The organism is Burkholderia cepacia ATCC 25416 (genome assembly GCF_001411495.1).
GTDB classification, from domain to species: Bacteria; Pseudomonadota; Gammaproteobacteria; order Burkholderiales; family Burkholderiaceae; genus Burkholderia; species Burkholderia cepacia.
Map to the genome: position 1 here is coordinate 3,543,072 of NZ_CP012981.1, position 19,843 is coordinate 3,562,914.

General features: G+C 60.5%; 16 protein-coding genes, 2 tRNA genes and 3 rRNA genes. 9 read left to right on the forward strand and 12 right to left on the reverse strand.

The window, feature by feature from the left end; all coding sequences use genetic code 11:
• Positions 1-109 precede the first annotated feature (109 nt).
• Entirely contained in the window at positions 110-898 is a 789-nt protein-coding gene (locus APZ15_RS16375) for a 3-hydroxybutyrate dehydrogenase (protein ID WP_048026652.1), read from the reverse strand.
• Positions 899-1,062: 164 nt separating this feature from the next.
• Here APZ15_RS16375 and APZ15_RS16380 point away from each other — a divergent pair, with 164 nt between their 5' ends.
• The gene (locus APZ15_RS16380; protein ID WP_027786887.1) at positions 1,063-2,034 is read left to right on the forward strand and encodes a potassium channel beta subunit family protein; all 972 of its coding nucleotides are present in this window, start codon (positions 1,063-1,065) and stop codon (positions 2,032-2,034) included.
• A gap of 112 nt (positions 2,035-2,146) precedes the next feature.
• Positions 2,147-2,992 carry a 23S rRNA (adenine(2030)-N(6))-methyltransferase RlmJ gene (locus APZ15_RS16385; RefSeq protein WP_021164367.1) on the forward strand — a complete coding sequence of 282 codons (846 nt, stop codon included), beginning with the start codon at positions 2,147-2,149 and terminating at the stop codon, positions 2,990-2,992.
• Positions 2,993-3,007: 15 nt separating this feature from the next.
• On the opposite strand, the gene APZ15_RS16390 is transcribed toward APZ15_RS16385, so the two are convergent.
• From APZ15_RS16390 to APZ15_RS16420, 8 genes are all read right to left on the reverse strand, one after another.
• The gene (locus APZ15_RS16390) at positions 3,008-3,376 is read right to left on the reverse strand and encodes a hypothetical protein (protein WP_172535149.1); all 369 of its coding nucleotides are present in this window, start codon (positions 3,374-3,376) and stop codon (positions 3,008-3,010) included.
• A 114-nt stretch (positions 3,377-3,490) separates the two neighbouring features.
• On the reverse strand, positions 3,491-3,637 hold the full coding sequence (locus tag APZ15_RS39370) for a DUF3563 family protein (RefSeq protein ID WP_006478295.1): 147 nt from the start codon (positions 3,635-3,637) through the stop codon (positions 3,491-3,493).
• 215 nt (positions 3,638-3,852) lie between these two features.
• Complete coding sequence (cueR, locus tag APZ15_RS16395) at positions 3,853-4,257, reverse strand: Cu(I)-responsive transcriptional regulator (protein WP_027786885.1); 405 nt, start codon at positions 4,255-4,257, stop codon at positions 3,853-3,855.
• A 255-nt stretch (positions 4,258-4,512) separates the two neighbouring features.
• A 5S ribosomal RNA gene (rrf, locus tag APZ15_RS16400) occupies positions 4,513-4,625 on the reverse strand.
• A 155-nt stretch (positions 4,626-4,780) separates the two neighbouring features.
• Positions 4,781-7,661, reverse strand: a 23S ribosomal RNA gene (locus tag APZ15_RS16405).
• 287 nt (positions 7,662-7,948) lie between these two features.
• Positions 7,949-8,024: transfer RNA gene (locus tag APZ15_RS16410), tRNA-Ala, on the reverse strand.
• Between the two features lie 89 nt (positions 8,025-8,113).
• Positions 8,114-8,190, reverse strand: a tRNA-Ile gene (locus APZ15_RS16415).
• 63 nt (positions 8,191-8,253) lie between these two features.
• Positions 8,254-9,786 (reverse strand): 16S ribosomal RNA (locus tag APZ15_RS16420).
• The 16S, 23S and 5S rRNA genes sit together here with 2 tRNA genes alongside, the layout of an rRNA operon.
• A 567-nt stretch (positions 9,787-10,353) precedes the next feature.
• Here APZ15_RS16420 and APZ15_RS16425 point away from each other — a divergent pair.
• From APZ15_RS16425 to APZ15_RS16440, 4 genes are all read left to right on the forward strand, one after another.
• On the forward strand, positions 10,354-11,571 hold the full coding sequence (locus tag APZ15_RS16425; protein WP_027786884.1) for a DUF2863 family protein: 1,218 nt from the start codon (positions 10,354-10,356) through the stop codon (positions 11,569-11,571).
• Between the two features lie 211 nt (positions 11,572-11,782).
• Positions 11,783-12,619 carry a response regulator transcription factor gene (locus APZ15_RS16430; RefSeq protein WP_027786883.1) on the forward strand — a complete coding sequence of 279 codons (837 nt, stop codon included), beginning with the start codon at positions 11,783-11,785 and terminating at the stop codon, positions 12,617-12,619.
• A 75-nt stretch (positions 12,620-12,694) separates the two neighbouring features.
• Complete coding sequence (locus tag APZ15_RS16435; RefSeq protein ID WP_027786882.1) at positions 12,695-13,369, forward strand: energy-coupling factor ABC transporter permease; 675 nt, start codon at positions 12,695-12,697, stop codon at positions 13,367-13,369.
• Positions 13,370-13,508: 139 nt separating this feature from the next.
• Positions 13,509-14,162 carry a BspC domain-containing protein gene (locus tag APZ15_RS16440; RefSeq protein WP_027786881.1) on the forward strand — a complete coding sequence of 218 codons (654 nt, stop codon included), beginning with the start codon at positions 13,509-13,511 and terminating at the stop codon, positions 14,160-14,162.
• Positions 14,163-14,244: 82 nt separating this feature from the next.
• Here the strand turns inward: APZ15_RS16440 and APZ15_RS16445 are convergent, their stop codons facing one another.
• Positions 14,245-15,399 (reverse strand): M14 family metallopeptidase, encoded by a 1,155-nt coding sequence (locus APZ15_RS16445; protein WP_021162831.1) that lies wholly within the window; start codon positions 15,397-15,399, stop codon positions 14,245-14,247.
• A gap of 137 nt (positions 15,400-15,536) precedes the next feature.
• Positions 15,537-16,319: a peroxide stress protein YaaA gene (yaaA, locus tag APZ15_RS16450; RefSeq protein ID WP_021162829.1), complete on the reverse strand. Its 783-nt coding sequence runs from the start codon at positions 16,317-16,319 to the stop codon at positions 15,537-15,539.
• 57 nt (positions 16,320-16,376) lie between these two features.
• Here yaaA and APZ15_RS16455 point away from each other — a divergent pair, with 57 nt between their 5' ends.
• Both APZ15_RS16455 and APZ15_RS16460 read left to right on the forward strand, forming a co-directional pair.
• Complete coding sequence (locus APZ15_RS16455) at positions 16,377-16,856, forward strand: putative toxin-antitoxin system toxin component, PIN family (RefSeq protein WP_021162828.1); 480 nt, start codon at positions 16,377-16,379, stop codon at positions 16,854-16,856.
• Between the two features lie 34 nt (positions 16,857-16,890).
• Entirely contained in the window at positions 16,891-18,063 is a 1,173-nt protein-coding gene (locus tag APZ15_RS16460; RefSeq protein WP_027786880.1) for a pyridoxal phosphate-dependent aminotransferase, read from the forward strand.
• 42 nt (positions 18,064-18,105) lie between these two features.
• Here the strand turns inward: APZ15_RS16460 and APZ15_RS16465 are convergent, their stop codons facing one another.
• Positions 18,106-18,762, reverse strand: coding sequence for a glutathione S-transferase family protein (locus APZ15_RS16465; RefSeq protein ID WP_027786879.1), 657 nt, complete (start codon positions 18,760-18,762; stop codon positions 18,106-18,108).
• A 202-nt stretch (positions 18,763-18,964) separates the two neighbouring features.
• On the opposite strand from APZ15_RS16465, the gene APZ15_RS16470 reads away from it, so the two are divergent.
• Entirely contained in the window at positions 18,965-19,756 is a 792-nt protein-coding gene (locus tag APZ15_RS16470) for an oxepin-CoA hydrolase, alternative type (protein ID WP_027786878.1), read from the forward strand.
• Positions 19,757-19,843 lie beyond the last annotated feature (87 nt).

Consider the following 19,843-nt stretch of genomic DNA (forward strand, 5'->3'; position numbering starts at 1 on the left):
GAAACGAAAAACGCGCTCCTCGGAGCGCGTTTTTTTGTGCGATTCTCCGGACTTGCCGGGGAATCGTCGCCCGGGCGGCACGTGTCGCGACCGCCCGTGCCGGAAGCCTTTACTGCATGAACCAGCCGTGGCTGACGACGACCGACTGGCCCGTGAGCGCGGCGCTCGGGAACGCCGACAGGAACAGCACCGTCTGCGCGACGTCCTGCACCGTCGTGAACACGCCGTCGACCGTATTGCCGAGCATCACCTTCTTCACCACTTCCTCTTCGCTGATCCCGAGCTCCTTCGCCTGTTCCGGAATCTGCTTGTCGACCAGCGGCGTGCGCACGAAGCCCGGACACACGACGTGCGAGCGCACGTTGTGCTTCGCGCCTTCCTTCGCCAGCACGCGGGCCAGGCCGAGCAGCCCGTGCTTGGCCGTCACGTACGCCGATTTCAGCGGCGACGCTTCGTGCGAGTGCACCGAACCCATGTAGATCACGACACCGCCGCGATCATCCTTGTACATGTGCTTGAGCGCGGCCTTGGTCGTCAGGAATGCCCCGTCGACGTGGATCGCCTGCATCTTCTTCCAGTCGGAGAACGAGTAGTTCTCGATCGGGTTGACGATCTGGATGCCCGCGTTCGACACGAGGATGTCGACCGAGCCGAACGTTTCGGCCACCTTGTCGATACCGCTGTTCACGGCTTCCTCGTTCGTCACGTCCATCGCGACGCCGATCGCCTTGCCGCCCGCCTTGACGATCTCGTCGGCAACGGCGTTCGCGCCGTCCTGGTTCAGGTCGGCGATCGCGACGGCCGCGCCCGCTTTCGCGAGCTCGAGTGCGATTTCCTTGCCGATGCCGCTCGCGGCGCCCGTGACGACTGCGGTCTTGCCATTCAGATCTGCTGCCATGTCCGTCTCCTCCCGTTGTCGGATCGAAAAAGTACGTGCCCGTCATCTCTTCGTTCATCGCATGATCGACGCGGCGGGCCAGCCGCCATTGTGCACGATCGGCCCCGCCGTTCGCGCGCAAAACGTCTAAGCTTAAGGTCGGCTCTGTCACGCGGGAGATTCGCATGCACTATCGACGGCTAGGCCGCTCCGGCCTGCAGATCAGCGAGCTTTCGCTCGGCTCGTGGGTGACGTACGGCAACCAGGTCGACCAGCGGGTCGCGCGCGAATGCCTTGCCGCGGCACGCGACGCGGGCGTCAATTTCTTCGACAACGCCGAGGTGTACGCCGGCGGCAAATCCGAGGAAATCATGGGTCATGCGCTCAAGTCCCTCGATTGGCCGCGTGTCAGCTATATCGTGTCCACCAAGTTCTTCTGGGGGCTCGCCGAAGCGCCGAACCAGTATCACACGCTGAACCGGAAATACCTGCTGAACGCCATCGACGGCTCACTGCGCCGGCTTCAGCTCGACTACGTCGATCTCGTCTATTGCCATCGCCCCGATCCGAACACGCCGATCGAGGAAACCGTCTGGGCAATGAGCGACATGATCGTGCGCGGCAAGGCGCTGTACTGGGGCACGTCGGAATGGAGCGCCGACGAGATCCGTGCTGCCTGCGAGATCGCCGAACGGCACCACCTGCACAAGCCGGTTGTCGAGCAGCCGCAGTACAACCTGTTCCATCGCACGCGGGTCGAAAAGGAATATGCACGGCTCTACGACGACTACGGTCTCGGCCTCACGACCTGGAGCCCGCTGGCATCGGGCCTGCTCACCGGCAAGTACCGTAACGGCGTACCGCCCGGCAGCCGCGCGCAGTTACAGGGGTACGACTGGATGCGCGACCGCCTGACCGACCAGGCCGCCAACGACATCGTCGAACGGCTCGGCGAAATTGCGACGGAGCTCGGCTGCAGCACCGGCCAGCTCGCGATCGCGTGGGTGCTCGCGAATCCTCACGTGAGCTCGGTCATCACTGGCGCGTCGCGGATCGAGCAGATCGGCGACAACATGCGCGCGCTCGACGTTGCCTCGAAGCTGACACCGGATGTGAAACAACGCATCGAAGAGGTGGTCGGCGATGCGTACGAATGAGGCGATGCACGGCCACTCGCGTACAATACGCGGCCCGTATCGGCGCCCGGCCTGACGGCCGCGCCCGATCAACCGCTTTCATCGATTCACCTTTCGTTTCAGGCAGCCCGCCATGCTCAGTTATCGTCACGGTTTTCACGCAGGCAACCACGCGGACGTGCTCAAGCACGCCGTCGTCGTCCAGCTGCTGCGCTACCTGAACAAGAAAGACAAGTCGTACTGGTACATCGACACACATGCAGGTGCCGGCGTGTACTCGCTGCGCGACGGTTACGCGGCAAAGACGTCGGAATTCGACACCGGCATCGGCCGACTGTGGAACGAAAAGAACTTGCCGGAAGCGCTGGGCGACTATGTGGATGAAGTCCGCGCGCTGAACGACGACGGTGAACTGCGCTTCTACCCGGGGTCCCCGTACATCGCATGGCGATCGATGCGCGAGCAGGACCGGATGCGGCTGTTCGAAATGCACACGACGGAAATCGACGTGCTGCGCCACAATTTCCGCGATGCGGGGCGACGCGCGATGATCTTTGCCGGAGACGGTTTCGAAGGCATCAAGGCGCTGCTGCCGCCGCCGCCGCGACGCGCACTCGTGCTGATCGACCCGTCCTACGAGGACAAGAAGGATTACGCGCGCACGGTGACTTGCGTGACGGAGTGTCTGAAGCGTTTCGCGACGGGCTGCTATGCCGTCTGGTACCCGCAGGTGACCCGAACGGAATCGCAGCGCTTTCCCGAGCAGTTGAAGCGCCTGCAACCGAACAACTGGCTGCACCTGACACTGACGGTGTCGAATCCACCCACTGACGGGCTCGGTCTCTACGGCAGCGGGATGTTCATCCTGAATCCGCCGTACACCCTCGCCCAGAGCATGAACGAGGCACTGCCCTATCTGGTCGAGATGCTGGGACAGGATAGCGGCGCCCGCTGCCAGATCGAGCACCGCGGAAACTGATCGCGCGACTGCGCGTTACGGCTGCGGTCTGGGCGCGAGCCTTGGCTGGTTGGCCGGCTGCCCACCCCACGCGGGTACATTGATATACGGCGCGACGAACAGCGGAACCGACGTGTTCGGCGCCTGCCCGGCCTGAGCCCGCATGCCTGCCGGCTCGACGATCGGCTCGGGAGACAACGGCGCCGTCTGCAGCACCAACCCGCCCTTGCCATCCTGGATGCCGCGTTGCGTATCGAGAATCAGCGGTTTGGACGACGTCGCGGCAGCGACAGCGAATCCATGGACAAGCGCCACCGCGCCGAGAACGAGACGCGCGCGGGTACTGCGACGCACATCGAGACGCAAACGCATGATCGTGTCCTTCGGGATGAAAAGCAGGCCCATACCATAGCGCTGCACTGATGATTGCGCCAGATCCGGCGCACAAAAAAACAAAGCCCCGTCAATACGGGGCTTGCTTATCGTTCGGTGCCACGTGGCACCTGACGGTGACTCCGATTACAGCGAGTAGCCGTTGGTTTCGAGCGAGCGGATACGGCTTTCGAGCTGGACGATGTCCGACGACGTGGCGAGGTAAGCCTCACGACGTTCACGTTCTGCGGATTCGAACCAGTTGCTCAGCTTTTCGACGATGTAGGCGATCATGACGTTCTCCAAGGAAGGGGGACCCCTGGTGAATCGAGATTCAGGGATTTCCCGTATAGGGTTATCCCGAATTATAGCGATGCCGCACCAAGATGCTAGTGAAATACTTGCATGGAAGCCATTCCTGTTTGGAATGGCTGAGCATCAATTTCACGTAACCTATTGATTTTTATGGAAATCGAATCGAGGCCCGTCTTGATCCTCGAGTACGCGCACTAATTTGGTTCACTGACGGGGTCGGACAAACGCGCCAAAATCGGGCATTCGGGACGCCCGTCACCATGACAGTGCGCAGCAAGATCGGCCAGCGTGTCGCGCATGTCGCTCAGCTCCGCGATGCGCTTGTCGAGTTCGGCCACGTGCTCGAGCGCGATCGACTTCACTTCTGAGCTCGCGCGGGAACGATCTTGCCAGAGCGTTAGCAGCTTGCGGATGTCCTCGACGAGAAAGCCTAGGCGTCTCGCCTGACGGATGAAGCGCAGGATATGAATTTCGTCCGCGCCGTAGATCCGGTAGCCGGCGTCGGTACGTTTGCTCGGCGCAAGCAGGCCAACCTGTTCGTAGTACCGGATCATTTTTGCGCTGACTCCGGATTCGCGCGACGCGTCGCCGATATTCATTCCCGCCCTCTCCATCAAGCCCTGGTTTCGAACATGAACGTCGACGAGTGCAATCGCCGGCGCCGCTTCGATCGTATCAAATCGCGTGGTTTCGTTTCGGGGCAGGGTTTGACTGCAGGATTACAGCTGAGTGATCGGGCCGGCGCGCCAAGTAGAGGGGATGAATGACGTGCCCTTTCTCCAAACGCAGATATATTTTCGTCGCCGAAATGCAAAAACCCCCGCCTGTTCGGGCGGGGGTTTCTGGCTTAGGGAGCCTGACGATTACCTACTTTCACACGGGAATCCGCACTATCATCGGCGTAGAGTCGTTTCACGGTCCTGTTCGGGATGGGAAGGGGTGGGACCGACTCGCTATGGTCATCAGGCAAAGAGGGTTGTCCTGCTGGCGTGGCCAACAGAACCAATCTGGGAAGAAGCAGTAATTAGGTTGTGTGTATCACACACGAGAATCCAACATGTCGCTCTGGATCTTGCGGCCGGTGCTTTCACACGGCGCCGATCTACAAGGCAGACTTGTTATAGGATCAAGCCTTACGGGCAATTAGTATCAGTTAGCTGAACGCATTACTGCGCTTACACACCTGACCTATCAACGTCCTGGTCTCGGACGACCCTTCAAGGGGATCTAGTCCCCAGGGATATCTCATCTTAAGGCGAGTTTCCCGCTTAGATGCTTTCAGCGGTTATCTCTTCCGAACATAGCTACCCGGCGATGCCACTGGCGTGACAACCGGTACACCAGAGGTTCGTCCACTCCGGTCCTCTCGTACTAGGAGCAGCCCCCTTCAAATATCCAACGCCCACGGCAGATAGGGACCAAACTGTCTCACGACGTTTTAAACCCAGCTCACGTACCTCTTTAAATGGCGAACAGCCATACCCTTGGGACCGGCTACAGCCCCAGGATGAGATGAGCCGACATCGAGGTGCCAAACACCGCCGTCGATATGAACTCTTGGGCGGTATCAGCCTGTTATCCCCAGAGTACCTTTTATCCGTTGAGCGATGGCCCTTCCATACAGAACCACCGGATCACTATGACCTGCTTTCGCACCTGCTCGACTTGTCGGTCTCGCAGTTAAGCACGCTTATGCCATTGCACTATCAGCACGATTTCCGACCGTACCTAGCGTACCTTCGTACTCCTCCGTTACGCTTTGGGAGGAGACCGCCCCAGTCAAACTGCCTACCATGCACTGTCCCCGACCCGGATCACGGGCCAAGGTTAGAACCTCAAACAAACCAGGGTGGTATTTCAAGGACGGCTCCACCGAAACTAGCGTTCCGGTTTCATAGCCTCCCACCTATCCTACACAGATCGGTTCAAAGTCCAATGCAAAGCTACAGTAAAGGTTCATGGGGTCTTTCCGTCTAGCCGCGGGTAGATTGCATCATCACAAACACTTCAACTTCGCTGAGTCTCGGGAGGAGACAGTGTGGCCATCGTTACGCCATTCGTGCAGGTCGGAACTTACCCGACAAGGAATTTCGCTACCTTAGGACCGTTATAGTTACGGCCGCCGTTTACCGGGACTTCAATCAAGAGCTTGCACCCCATCATTTAATCTTCCGGCACCGGGCAGGCGTCACACCCTATACGTCCACTTTCGTGTTTGCAGAGTGCTGTGTTTTTATTAAACAGTCGCAGCCACCAGTTTATTGCAACCCCTTCACCCTCCTGGCGCAGGCCAGTCAAGCTACAAGGGCGTACCTTATCCCGAAGTTACGGTACCAATTTGCCGAGTTCCTTCTCCCGAGTTCTCTCAAGCGCCTTAGAATACTCATCTCGCCCACCTGTGTCGGTTTGCGGTACGGTCATCGTTAGACTGAAGCTTAGAGGCTTTTCTTGGAACCACTTCCAATTGCTTCGCTTCCGAAGAAGCTCGCGCCACACCCTTGAATTACGCACCCGGATTTGCCTAAGTGCCTTCTCCAATGCAGCGACCGGGACTTCCAACACCCGGACAACCTTCCGCGATCCGTCCCCCCATCGCATCTAACAATGGTGCAGGAATATTGACCTGCTTCCCATCAGCTACGCATTTCTGCCTCGCCTTAGGGGCCGACTCACCCTACGCCGATGAACGTTGCGTAGGAAACCTTGGGCTTACGGCGAGGGGGCCTTTCACCCCCTTTATCGCTACTCATGTCAGCATTCGCACTTCCGATACCTCCAGCACCCTTTACAAGGCACCTTCGCAGGCTTACGGAACGCTCTCCTACCATGCGTGCAAGCACGCATCCGCAGCTTCGGTATATAGCTTAGCCCCGTTACATCTTCCGCGCAGGACGACTCGATCAGTGAGCTATTACGCTTTCTTTAAAGGGTGGCTGCTTCTAAGCCAACCTCCTGACTGTTTTAGCCTTCCCACTTCGTTTCCCACTTAGCTATATTTGGGGACCTTAGCTGGCGGTCTGGGTTGTTTCCCTCTTGACACCGGACGTTAGCACCCGATGTCTGTCTCCCGTGATTGCACTCTTCGGTATTCGGAGTTTGCTATGGCGGGGTAATCTGCAATAGACCCCCCAACCATGACAGTGCTCTACCCCCGAAGGTGAGACACGAGGCACTACCTAAATAGTTTTCGGAGAGAACCAGCTATTTCCAGGTTTGTTTAGCCTTTCACCCCTATCCACAGCTCATCCCCTAACTTTTCAACGTTAGTGGGTTCGGACCTCCAGTACGTGTTACCGCACCTTCATCCTGGCCATGGATAGATCACCTGGTTTCGGGTCTACGCCCAGCAACTGAACGCCCTATTCGGACTCGCTTTCGCTACGCCTGCCCTATACGGTTAAGCTTGCTACTGAACGTAAGTCGCTGACCCATTATACAAAAGGTACGCCGTCACCCCTTACGAGGCTCCGACTGTTTGTATGCATGCGGTTTCAGGATCTATTTCACTCCCCTCCCGGGGTTCTTTTCGCCTTTCCCTCACGGTACTGGTTCACTATCGGTCGATCACGAGTATTTAGCCTTGGAGGATGGTCCCCCCATCTTCAGACAGGATTTCACGTGTCCCGCCCTACTTGTCGCACACCTAGTTCTTTCATACTGTTTTCGCCTACAGGGCTATCACCTGCTATGGCCGCACTTTCCAGAGCGTTCGGCTAACAATACAAATAAAGAGTGCAAGGCTCATCCCATTTCGCTCGCCACTACTTTGGGAATCTCGGTTGATTTCTTTTCCTGCGGTTACTTAGATGTTTCAGTTCACCGCGTTCGCTTCACATGGCCTATGTATTCAGCCATGGATACTCCAAAAGGAGTGGGTTTCCCCATTCGGACATCTACGGATCAAAGCTTGTTTGCCAGCTCCCCGTAGCTTTTCGCAGGCTACCGCGTCCTTCATCGCCTGTGATCGCCAAGGCATCCACCACATGCACTTGTTCGCTTGACCCTATAACGAGTCTGTCTCATCGACAGTCGCTACAGGTTGAGTTCTCGCGTTGTGCCGTATTCCAATTGAGTCAAACTTAGAGTTCGAATCATCTTGAGATACATCGATACAATCACAACCCGGATAGTTTCCACGTCCATCTCAAGACGCTTCCGCTATCCAAATTACTTACTTCTTCCAGATTGTTAAAGAACGACAGCCGATACTTTCGTACCGCTCTGACTGGCTCAATCGCCAATGCAAAATTCTCGGTTCATCATATGAACCAAGCACTTAGCGTTGGTGATTGGTGGAGGCAGACGGGATCGAACCGACGACCCCCTGCTTGCAAAGCAGGTGCTCTCCCAGCTGAGCTATGCCCCCATTGAGTACAGATGCCCTCAGGTGTTAGCCGGTCGGCTTGGGGTACTCGTAAGCGCTAAAGCGCTAACGATCACCGACACGTCAGACAATGGTGGGTCTGGTTGGATTCGAACCAACGACCCCCGCCTTATCAAGACGGTGCTCTAACCGACTGAGCTACAGACCCCTGAGTCTGTCTTTAATTTACAGCCGATAAGCGTGAGCGCTCAACTTTGCGAGATAGCTCTGGAAAGGAGGTGATCCAGCCGCACCTTCCGATACGGCTACCTTGTTACGACTTCACCCCAGTCATGAATCCTACCGTGGTGACCGTCGTCCTTGCGGTTAGACTAGCCACTTCTGGTAAAACCCACTCCCATGGTGTGACGGGCGGTGTGTACAAGACCCGGGAACGTATTCACCGCGGCATGCTGATCCGCGATTACTAGCGATTCCAGCTTCATGCACTCGAGTTGCAGAGTGCAATCCGGACTACGATCGGTTTTCTGGGATTAGCTCCCCCTCGCGGGTTGGCAACCCTCTGTTCCGACCATTGTATGACGTGTGAAGCCCTACCCATAAGGGCCATGAGGACTTGACGTCATCCCCACCTTCCTCCGGTTTGTCACCGGCAGTCTCCTTAGAGTGCTCTTGCGTAGCAACTAAGGACAAGGGTTGCGCTCGTTGCGGGACTTAACCCAACATCTCACGACACGAGCTGACGACAGCCATGCAGCACCTGTGCGCCGGTTCTCTTTCGAGCACTCCCGCCTCTCAGCAGGATTCCGACCATGTCAAGGGTAGGTAAGGTTTTTCGCGTTGCATCGAATTAATCCACATCATCCACCGCTTGTGCGGGTCCCCGTCAATTCCTTTGAGTTTTAATCTTGCGACCGTACTCCCCAGGCGGTCAACTTCACGCGTTAGCTACGTTACTAAGGAAATGAATCCCCAACAACTAGTTGACATCGTTTAGGGCGTGGACTACCAGGGTATCTAATCCTGTTTGCTCCCCACGCTTTCGTGCATGAGCGTCAGTATTGGCCCAGGGGGCTGCCTTCGCCATCGGTATTCCTCCACATCTCTACGCATTTCACTGCTACACGTGGAATTCTACCCCCCTCTGCCATACTCTAGCCTGCCAGTCACCAATGCAGTTCCCAGGTTGAGCCCGGGGATTTCACATCGGTCTTAGCAAACCGCCTGCGCACGCTTTACGCCCAGTAATTCCGATTAACGCTTGCACCCTACGTATTACCGCGGCTGCTGGCACGTAGTTAGCCGGTGCTTATTCTTCCGGTACCGTCATCCCCCGGCTGTATTAGAACCAAGGATTTCTTTCCGGACAAAAGTGCTTTACAACCCGAAGGCCTTCTTCACACACGCGGCATTGCTGGATCAGGCTTTCGCCCATTGTCCAAAATTCCCCACTGCTGCCTCCCGTAGGAGTCTGGGCCGTGTCTCAGTCCCAGTGTGGCTGGTCGTCCTCTCAGACCAGCTACTGATCGTCGCCTTGGTAGGCCTTTACCCCACCAACTAGCTAATCAGCCATCGGCCAACCCTATAGCGCGAGGCCCGAAGGTCCCCCGCTTTCATCCGTAGATCGTATGCGGTATTAATCCGGCTTTCGCCGGGCTATCCCCCACTACAGGACATGTTCCGATGTATTACTCACCCGTTCGCCACTCGCCACCAGGTGCAAGCACCCGTGCTGCCGTTCGACTTGCATGTGTAAGGCATGCCGCCAGCGTTCAATCTGAGCCAGGATCAAACTCTTCAGTTTAAACCTGTTACTGTTTTCGGTTCGGTTAAGAACCGGTCGCTCACTCAAAGCTGACAGGTAAATGAATTACTTCATAAACCTGACTTACTTTAGTGTGAGACTCTTGATACTTTTGCTATCTGATCCGAGGATCAGCTCGCTTCCATCAAGCGCCCACACTTATCGGCTGTTAATTTTTAAAGAGCAATCTGCGAGGAACTTCGTGTTTCCCGGCAGCGCTGCGTTTTCAGCAGCAGAGAAGCGAGATTATGAACCGTGTTTCGCAGCTCGTCAACAACTTTTTACACTACATCGTTGCGACTGCGGGGTTCAACTTCCAGACCAGCCGCGCGCCCGACACTGCAGCACACCACCAGCTTCGCTTCCCTCTCCCGCGCCGCGTTTCCGTTAGCGCGAAAGAGGCGTGATTCTAAGCACCCTCTTCCAACTGCGCAAGGGGTTTGACGCAACTTTTTTACAAGGGCTGCAATCCGGCCGATCTGCCATGCCTTGGCACGAGACCGCTTATGGTGCAAAGAACGGACTAGAATGTGAGGTTCTTCGCCTCTTTCTATATACGTCTTTAATATGCGCCAGCGAATCGCCAAACGCCTCCCCCCCGATGCCGACAAACTGGTCGGTCTGTCGCTTGCGCTCTTCGCGTCGGGCAGCCGCATCGAGGATCGCTTCTGGGAAGCGAAGCTCGACGCGCTGCTCGCCAAGATTGTCCGCAACGGCAACCAGACCACGCTCGACGCAGCGCTCGACCATCTTCAGCAGAATCATCCCGACGCCTATGGCGCGCTCGCCGACATGGCCGAGACGCACAGCGAGTCGATGGTGATCGAGCACGACGGCCAACCGTTCGACGCGCTGCTGGTCGCCGTCCCGGTTCTCGCATGGACGCGCTACATGATTCCGTCCGGCCCGCTCAAGAGTGACGTTGCCGACGCGCTGCGAACGCACCTGCAGGCACACGTCCTTGCGAACGGCACCCTCGTCGGCCTGGCACCGTTCCTTTACAGCATTGACCAGTTGCCGCGGCACCACGTCGAGACCTACCGGCTGGCCCAGCAGCTCGCTCATGCAGCGATCACCCAGCACACCCCCAAGCTCAGCTTCGGCGACCTGCCTGAAACCTCGCCGATCCTGGCCGACCCGCGCTTCCTGCTCGCCGTCGTCGCCGCACCCGCCGGCGCGCCGCTGTTCCGATGGCAGGAAGAGGAAAACGGCAGCCGGATCGAGCGCGGCCAGTGCCTCGAGCAATGGACGGCCCAGGGCGGCCCGAACCTGTCGATCGCCCTGCCCGGCTGCGAGTTCGAATGCCTGCTTCCGGACGCGTACTATTCGGCTTGCCGGGATGCGGACGAACGGGTGCGTCCGCACACGGTGCGAACCGCCATTCGTTATCTTTTCGACACACTTGGTGCGGCACCGCAAGAGCTGCGCGCGGTGGTCGCCGGCTTCGGCGAACGCCGTATCGACGAGTATCGTGTCGGCTTCACGCGGCGTGCCAGCAACGACGTAATCTACGGTGTCGTATGGCCGCTTTACGGCCGTGAAAACGGCGACGTGTCGATCGACAGCGCGACGCTCGAAGGCGAAGCGCCGATCGAAGGACCGCTCGAGGAAATCGTGAGCCTGTTGAAGGAATGCGGTGTAACCGACGTCCGGCGGCACGCGGGCCGCTTCGAACCCGAATACTGCGACGATTGCGGCGTACCGCTTTACGCAGATCCGCTCGGCGAAATCGTCCACGCGGAAATGCCGGAAGACGCGTCACCCGCCCAGCCGCACTTTCACTGAACTACACAGCAATACCCTGACGGCCTGCCCGTCCGAAGCCGCTCACGGTTCCCGCCGGAGCGGCTTTTTTCTTGTCCGCCATCCTGCCGCCCGAAATTTCATACTTTTCCTAAGCCTTTCAGCCAAGCAGACATCGTGTAAGGTCTTTGTCATCATCAGACCCAAGGCATGCCAGACGGCAAATCAATGGCTCACATTAAGGAGGTTGAATATGCGGTTCCTGATGCTCAATTCAGACGCCGAGCGGCGTGACGGACTGAAGGCTCTGTTACGACAGATCGACCGTCACGCCAGCATCAACGATGCGCCCGACAGTTTTCAGGCGCGCAGGCTGCTGCGCAACCAGCGTTTCGACCTCGTCGCGATCGACTGGCTCGACGTCGGCCGACTCAGCGAGCTTCAGGCGATCTGCAGCGCGTGCTCGCCGACACCCGTCGCCGTTCTGGTCGACGAAACATCGCCGGAAGCCATCCAGCGCTTCTTCAACTATGGTGTCTCCGGCGTGATCCCGCATTCCACCCGGCCACACCTGATCGTGCGTGCGCTCGAGATCGTTCTGCTGGGCGGACATTACATCCCGCCGATCGCGCTCCGTCTGCTGCCTTCCACTGCTGCGGCGCGCTACGATGCCCATTTCCAGACGCTCGCCGGATCGCTTCCCCGCCGGCCGCCGAGCGGCCTCTTGTCGCCACGCCAAGCTCAGATCATGCGCTTCGTCCATATGGGCAGCACCAACAAGATGATCGCCCGTACGCTCGGCATCAGCGAAGGCACCGTCAAGATCCACCTCGCCAGCATCTTCCAGCAACTCGGTGCCGCCAACCGCGCCGCCGCGGTCGCGATCTACAACGGCTGGCTGTCGCCCCACCTCGAGGTGCTGCTGGCGAATCGCAACCGCACGCGCAAGCCGCCCATCGGCGAACAGGGCCCGGTTCCGCTGCGTACGCAACGGAAAGACCGCCCGTACCCGTTGCCAGCCTCAATCGACAGCACGCAGGACTTGCCGATCGCCGCTGAACCGCCGGCACGGTTCCGGCGCGAACGCTAGCCAGACAGTCTCGATATTGCGACGGTCGGCGTGTGTGGATTCCCACCTTTGATGCTCAACGAGTAATATGGACGAATGGGTTTCCTCTTCACACCGCTTCCGCTCTGGGTTGGCATCGGTGGCTGGATCGCCGCCGTGGCCCTGCTCGCGCTCGCGATCTGGAATCGTCCCTTCGTGCGCCTGCAGGACGCCACGCTCCAGCACGTGTGGCTTGCGCTCGTCACCGCCATTACGGTCCTCTGGGCCTCGAATGCGTGGCTCGAAGACGGCATCGTCATGCATCTGCTTGGCGCGACGCTGCTCGTCACACTGTTCGACTGGACTCTCGCATTGATCGCGATGGGCACCGTCACGGCGGTTGCCGCGATCATTTTCGACGCGCCCTGGCAGGGCATTGGCCTGACCTATCTGATCTACGGCGCGCTGCCGGTCGCCGTGTCGGCATTGCTGCAGCGCGCCGCACTCGCATGGTTGCCGCACAATCTCGCGTCGTTCATCACCGGCCAGGGATTCCTGTCGCCAGCCATCGCAATCATCGCAGTCGCCGCTGCCGCGGCCGGGGTCCAGCTCGCGCTGGCGGACGGCGTGCCTGTCGTGATTCCGGCCGGCTATCTGCTGAACACCGCGCTTCTCGCACTCGGCGAAGCGTGGTTCACCGGCATGGCAACGGCACTCATCGCGGTCTATCGTCCCGCGTGGGTCACGACCTTCGACGTCCGGCGCTATCGCCTCGGCGGCCCGCGCGCCTGAATCGCCCTCCGGCGGCTGTACCGTCATCACCCGCCGGCAGGGCCTCGCGCGGTGCGGCAGAATGCGACATCTACTGCCGCACAACTTTTTTACGCTAAGATTGAACTCCGGTTCTTCATCGGGCATCTATACGTGCCCGATGTCTCATTCGCTCCTCACCAATAACCAGATGGACAGCTCTCCTGCGTCGCTCCGGATTATCCGGGCGCTCGGCAAGCTGGCAGCCTGTATTGCGGGCCTGTCGCTTGCGCTTCCGACACCGGCATTCGCCGACCTGCTCGACCAGCGCTCCGAACTGATCAACAAATTCGTCAACGAAATGCATGCCGATCCGCTCGCCGCCGATTGTGCGGCGCACGGCAGCTTCATCGCCAGCACGTCGTCGGCGTTCGACCGCGTCGACTTCGCGCCGAACACATTCGACAGCGGCAACGCGACAATCACGCCATGGAACGACTCGTTCGACCAGGGCAAGCAGCGCGTGAAGGTCGACAATATCGTCACGGTCGACGGGCTCGGCATCCACAGCGACGGCAGCGACCCGACGCCGCTGAAATTCCGATGCGGCTATGTCGGTCAGCAAATGCTCGCCTTCAGCTGGAACGACCCGGTTCCGCCGCTGAAGCCGCGCGTCGAGCGCTCCACGTCCTCGACGAAGAAGTTCAAGGGCAAGTCGCACCGAGGCAAGGTCAAGGCGAAAGCATCGAGCCGCACCGGCAGCAAGAAGGCCGCCGCAACGAAAAAGTCGAGCGGACAGAAGAAGGTCGTGAAGAAGAGCGCGAAGAAGTCCTGATTCGACGAAGCGACATCGACAGAAGCAAAAAAGCCGGAGCATCCTGAGATGCTCCGGCTTTTTTCATACGGCGACGCTGCGCTTACGCGAACGTGTCGACGTGCACCAGGATCGCAGCCAGCATCGCCGCGCCGAGCGCCGCGCTTCGCTCGCCGTTCCAGCCGACTCGCTCGTCGGGCAGGTTCGCGTTGTCCTTGAACGGCATCTCGAGCGTCAGCGACAGGCAGCCGAACTGGTGGCCGATGTACTTCGACGCGAGCTTGAGCGCGTCCTCCTTGTACTTGCTCGCCGCATAGCCGTGCTCAGTCTGGAAGTCCGGGCTCGCAACCTTGAACGCCTCGATGAACGCGGTCTGCTCCTTGCCCTGCTGCTCGGTAAAGCTCGGCAGCATTTCCGACCCGGCAACGAACACGTACGGCAGATCCTCGTCGCCGTGGATATCGAAGAACATGTCGCAGCCGATCGCATGGATCGCATCGCGCACGGCCAGCACCTCGGGGCTGCGCTCGGCATCGGGCGCCATCCACTCGCGGTTCAGGTTCGCGCCCGCCGCGTTGGTGCGCAGGTTGCCATGCACGCTGCCGTCCGGATTCATGTTCGGGACGATGTGGAACGTCACGCGATCGTAGAGCTTGCGCGCGACAGGATCGCCGGCCCAGTCGCCCCATCCGGCCAGCCGCTTGACGAGGCCTTCGACGAACCACTCGGCCATCGACTCGCCGGGATGCTGGCGCGCGATGATCCACACCTTCTTCTTCGGTGCGCCGTCGGTCTCCGGCGTACCGAGCGTCAGCAGCGACATCGGACGACCTTCGACCGTGCGACCGAGTTCGACGACGCTCGCCTGCGGCAACTGCTGGACCGCACCGAGAAATGCCGCATGACGCTCTTCCGAGTACGGTTCGAAATATGCGTAGTAGATGCTGTCGAATTCCGGCGTATGGTCGATGGTCATCGTCTTGCCGTCGAACGTCGTCGGCACGCGGAACCAGTCGACCCGGTCGTAGCTCGCCACCGCGCTGTAATTGCGCCAGCCCGACGGATACGCGCATTCGGCAGCATTCTCGAACGTCATCACACAGCGCTCGCCGCGCGCGCCCGTCAAGCGGTAGTAAAACCATTGCGCGAATTCCGAGCGGTTGTCGCCGCGCACGCGTAACCGAATCGCATCGGGGCTGTCGCACGACACGACGTCGATTGCGCCTGCGTCGAAATTGCTGGTGATCGAAAGGGCCATCTGTCTCTCCTTTGTCGACCGGAGTTAGCGCTTTAGCGCTTACACCGGTCACATGTAAAGCTGGCGACCGGAACAGGCGGTATAGCGCTTGCCCGGCCTCATGCATGCACCGGCCGTCTCGTGAACGGCCGGCAGGGTCACTCGCCGACTCGCCGGCGATATACGTAAGTCGAATCGTTCGACGCAGCCGCATCGAACGCATAGCCTTCCGTCGCGAATTCCTTCAGCGCCTTCGGGTCGGCAATCCGGTTCTCGACGATAAAACGCGCCATCAGGCCGCGCGCACGCTTCGCATGGAAGCTGATGATCTTGTAGCGGCCGCCCTTCCAGTCCTCGAACACCGGCGTGACGACGGGCGCGGCCAGCAGTTTCGGCTTGACCGACTTGAAGTATTCGGTCGATGCGCAGTTGACGAGCACGCGCGCCGCGCCGCTGCGCGTTTCGAGCTGCTCGTTCAGCGCCCGCGTGATACGGTCGCCCCAGAACGCGTACAGATCCTTGCCGCGCGCGTTCGCGAAACGCGTACCCATCTCGAGACGGTACGGCTGCAGCAGATCGAGCGGACGCAGCAGCCCGTACAGCCCCGACAGCACGCGCACGTGCTGCTGCGCATAGTCGAGATCGGCGGACGACAGCGATTTGGCGTCGAATCCTTCATATACGTCGCCGTTGAATGCGAGCACGGCCTGCTTCGCGTTGGCCGGCGTAAAGGTCGGTGACCAGTCCGCGTAGCGCTGGAAATTCAGGCGTGCAAGCGGATCGGAGATATCCATCAGCGTCGCGATGTCCTGCGGCGAAAGCTTGCGCAGGCCGTCGATCAGCTCGGACGCGTCGTCGACGAATGCAGGCTTCGTGTAAGACTGGACGTGCGCGGGCGTATCGTAGTCGAGGGATTTGGCGGGAGAGAGAACGATTATCATAGAGGCTCGCTGGCACGCCGTGCCTTGCGGTCAGACGAAAACCACCGATTGTAACGAATGACCCGCTCTCCCGCCCCGCATGCCGCGCATCGCGTCGTGCTCGACTCGAACGTCTGGATCGACATCCTCGTATTCGACGACCCCGCTACGCGCCCGATCCGCGCCGCGCTCGAACGCGGCACGCTTGCCGCCGTGATCGACGGCCGCTGCCTGACCGAACTCGAGTATGTGCTCGATTATCCGCAGTTCCAGGCGCGCGCCGTCGACAAGGCGGCCGCGCTCGCAACCGTCGCTCGCCTGGCGAGCCTCGTCGAGCCGCCGGCCGTCGACGCCGACGCGCCGCCGCTGCCGAAGTGCAAGGACCGCGACGACCAGAAGTTTCTTGAACTCGCCCGCGCCGCCCAGGCCGATTGGCTCGTGTCGAAAGACCGCGCGCTGCTGAAGCTCGCGAAGCGCACTGCGCGCGATTTCGGCTTCCGGATCGCGCAACCGGCCCCCTTTGCCGAGGCCTGCGCGCTCGACGCCACGCCGGCTTGACGCACCGCAACACCACCCGATTTCGACCGTATCGATGAACGCTCCTTCAGACATGCCAACGACTCCCGTTTTCCCTTCGCGCCTGCCGAACGTCGGCACGACGATCTTCACGGTCATGAGCGCGCTTGCAGCAGAAAAAGGCGCCGTGAACCTCGGCCAGGGCTTTCCGGATTTCGACTGCGATCCGCGCATCGTCGATGCGGTTGCCGCCGCGATGCGTAACGGGCACAACCAGTATCCGCCGATGGCCGGTGTCGCACCGCTGCGCGAGGCGATCGCAGACAAGATCGCGCAGGTCTACGGCCGGCGTTACGATCCGGCGACCGAAATCACCGTCACGGCCGGCGCGACGCAGGCACTGCTGACCGCGATCCTGTGCACGGTGCATCCGGGTGATGAAGTGATCGTCGTCGAACCGACCTACGACAGCTACCTGCCGTCGATCGAACTCGCGGGCGGCACACCTGTGTTCGTCACGCTGGAGGCGCCCGACTACGCGATTCCGTTCGACCGTCTGGCGGCTGCGATCACGCCGAAAACGCGCATGATCCTGATCAACACGCCGCATAACCCGACGGGTACCGTGTGGCGCGAGGCCGACATGCGCAAGCTCGAAGAGATCGTGCGTGGCACCAACGTGCTGATTCTGTCCGACGAGGTCTACGAGCACATGGTCTATGACGGCGCGCGCCATGAGAGCGTCGCGCGTTATCCGGAGCTCGCCGCGCGCAGCTTCATCGTGTCGAGTTTCGGCAAGACCTATCACGTGACGGGCTGGAAGGTCGGTTATGTCGCAGCCCCTGCCGCGCTGACCGCCGAATTCCGCAAGGTCCACCAGTTCAACGTGTTCACGGTGAACACGCCGATGCAGGTCGGGCTCGCCGACTACCTGCGCGACCCGGCACCGTACCTGACGCTTGCGGACTTCTACCAGAAGAAGCGCGACTTCTTCCGGGCCGGCCTCGAGCGCACGCGCTTCAAGCTGCTGCCCTGCACGGGCACGTACTTCCAGTGCGTCGATTATTCGGCGATCAGCGACCTGCCGGAAGCGGAATTCTCGAAGTGGCTCACGTCGGAGATCGGCGTGGCCGCCATTCCGGTGTCGGCGTTCTATCACGAGCCGCACGAATCGGGCGTCGTACGCTTCTGCTTCGCGAAGCAGGAAAGCACGCTCGCATCGGCGCTCGAACGGCTCGCCCGCCTGTAAGTCCCGCACGGGCGGCCAGAGGCCGCCTTGCAGGAACCGCGTTTACGAACGCGCGACGCTCGTCGCCTCGATATACGCCTTGCGCTCGGCTGCCACGCGCTGCGCGGCCGGACGCTCGCCGACGATCTTCGCGTGCGCCTTCCAGTCGATGCCCGCGTCGAGCAGGAAATCGCGTCCGAAAATGGCCTTCGTCGCCATCCCGATGACGGGCAGATGGACCCATGCGGCGATGTCGGCGAGGCCGAACGACTCGCCGAGCACATACGGCGAAAATTGCGTCATCTGTTTGAACGCATCGATCGCGTGCGGCAGGCGCTTCTCGACGTGCGCCTTCGTCCCGTCGCTGACCTTGCCGCCGAAAAACGCTTCCGTATAGACCTCGCGCGCCATCCATTCGAGATACAGCTCGAGCGTCTCGACCAGTTCGCGCACCTTCGCGGCCGCGAACGGGCTCGCCGGGAAAATGCCTTTCTCGGGATAACGTGCCGCCAGGTATTCGATGATCACCTGCGACTCGAACAATGCGCCTTCTTCGGTCTTCAGGAACGGAATCTTGCCGAGCGGCGAATCGGCGAGCCGGGCCGGATCGCTGATCGGCAAACCGCACACCGACTCCTCGAACGGAATGTCGTGCTCGAGCAGGACGAACTTCACCTTGTTGTAATAGTTGGACAACGGAATACCGCACAGCTGTAGCATCGGAGTCTCCTTCGTTGCTGGAACGCGGCCGCAACGGTGCCGGCCGCAGCGAGATTCGTCGCGCTGAAAAGCACGTTCGTGCTAGTCTAAAGCAAGTATTGCGTTCGTCACGACAACATTACATCCGCTACGGCATCGGCCGCATCCGCGTGCGCGGCGCGCGTGGCGCCGCAGCCCCGCCATCCGATGGAGACACGCTCGCATGAGTGCTGAACTGCTGGCCTCGCGTCCGCCCGAGAGCGACTCGACGCTCGTCCTCACGCTATCCAATCCCGGCGCACGCAATGCGCTGCATCCCGACATGTACGCGGCCGGCGTCGAGGCGCTCGCCACCGCCGAGCGCGATCCCGGGATTCGCGCTGTCGTGCTCACTGGCGCCGATCGCTTCTTCTGCGCGGGCGGCAACCTGAACCGGCTGCTCGACAACCGCTCGAAGGATCCGTCCTACCAGGCCGACAGCATCGATCAGCTCGCCGCATGGGTAACGGCGATCCACGCTTCGACGAAGCCGGTGATCGCGGCGGTCGAAGGCGCGGCGGCCGGCGCGGGCTTTTCGCTCGCGCTCGCGTGCGACCTGATCGTCGCCGCGCACGATGCGAAATTCGTGATGTCATACGCGCGTGTCGGCCTGACACCCGACGGGGGCGGTTCGTGGTTCATCGCCCGCGCACTGCCGCGCGCGCTCGCGGCCGAGATCCTGTTCGAAGGCAAACCCGTCGCAGCCGAACGTCTGCACACGCTCGGCGTCGTCAACCGGCTCGCCGTGCCGGGCGCGGCATTGACCGACGCGCTGGCATGGGCCGATGCACTCGCCGGCATCTCGCCGAACGCGCTCACGCGCATCAAGTCGCTGCTCGACGACGCAACGACGCAACCGCTCGACGCGCATCTCGGCACCGAACGCGATCATTTCGTCGCGTCGCTGCATCATGCGGACGGGCTCGAGGGCATCACCGCATTTCTCGAGAAGCGCCCGCCCCGCTACAAGCGCTGAGCCGCCACGCCCGCGTTCCACCTGCCTGAACGCATCCGCCACGAAGCGCCGCGCGCGACGTCGGCGGCGAGCGCTCGCTCGCCCGCG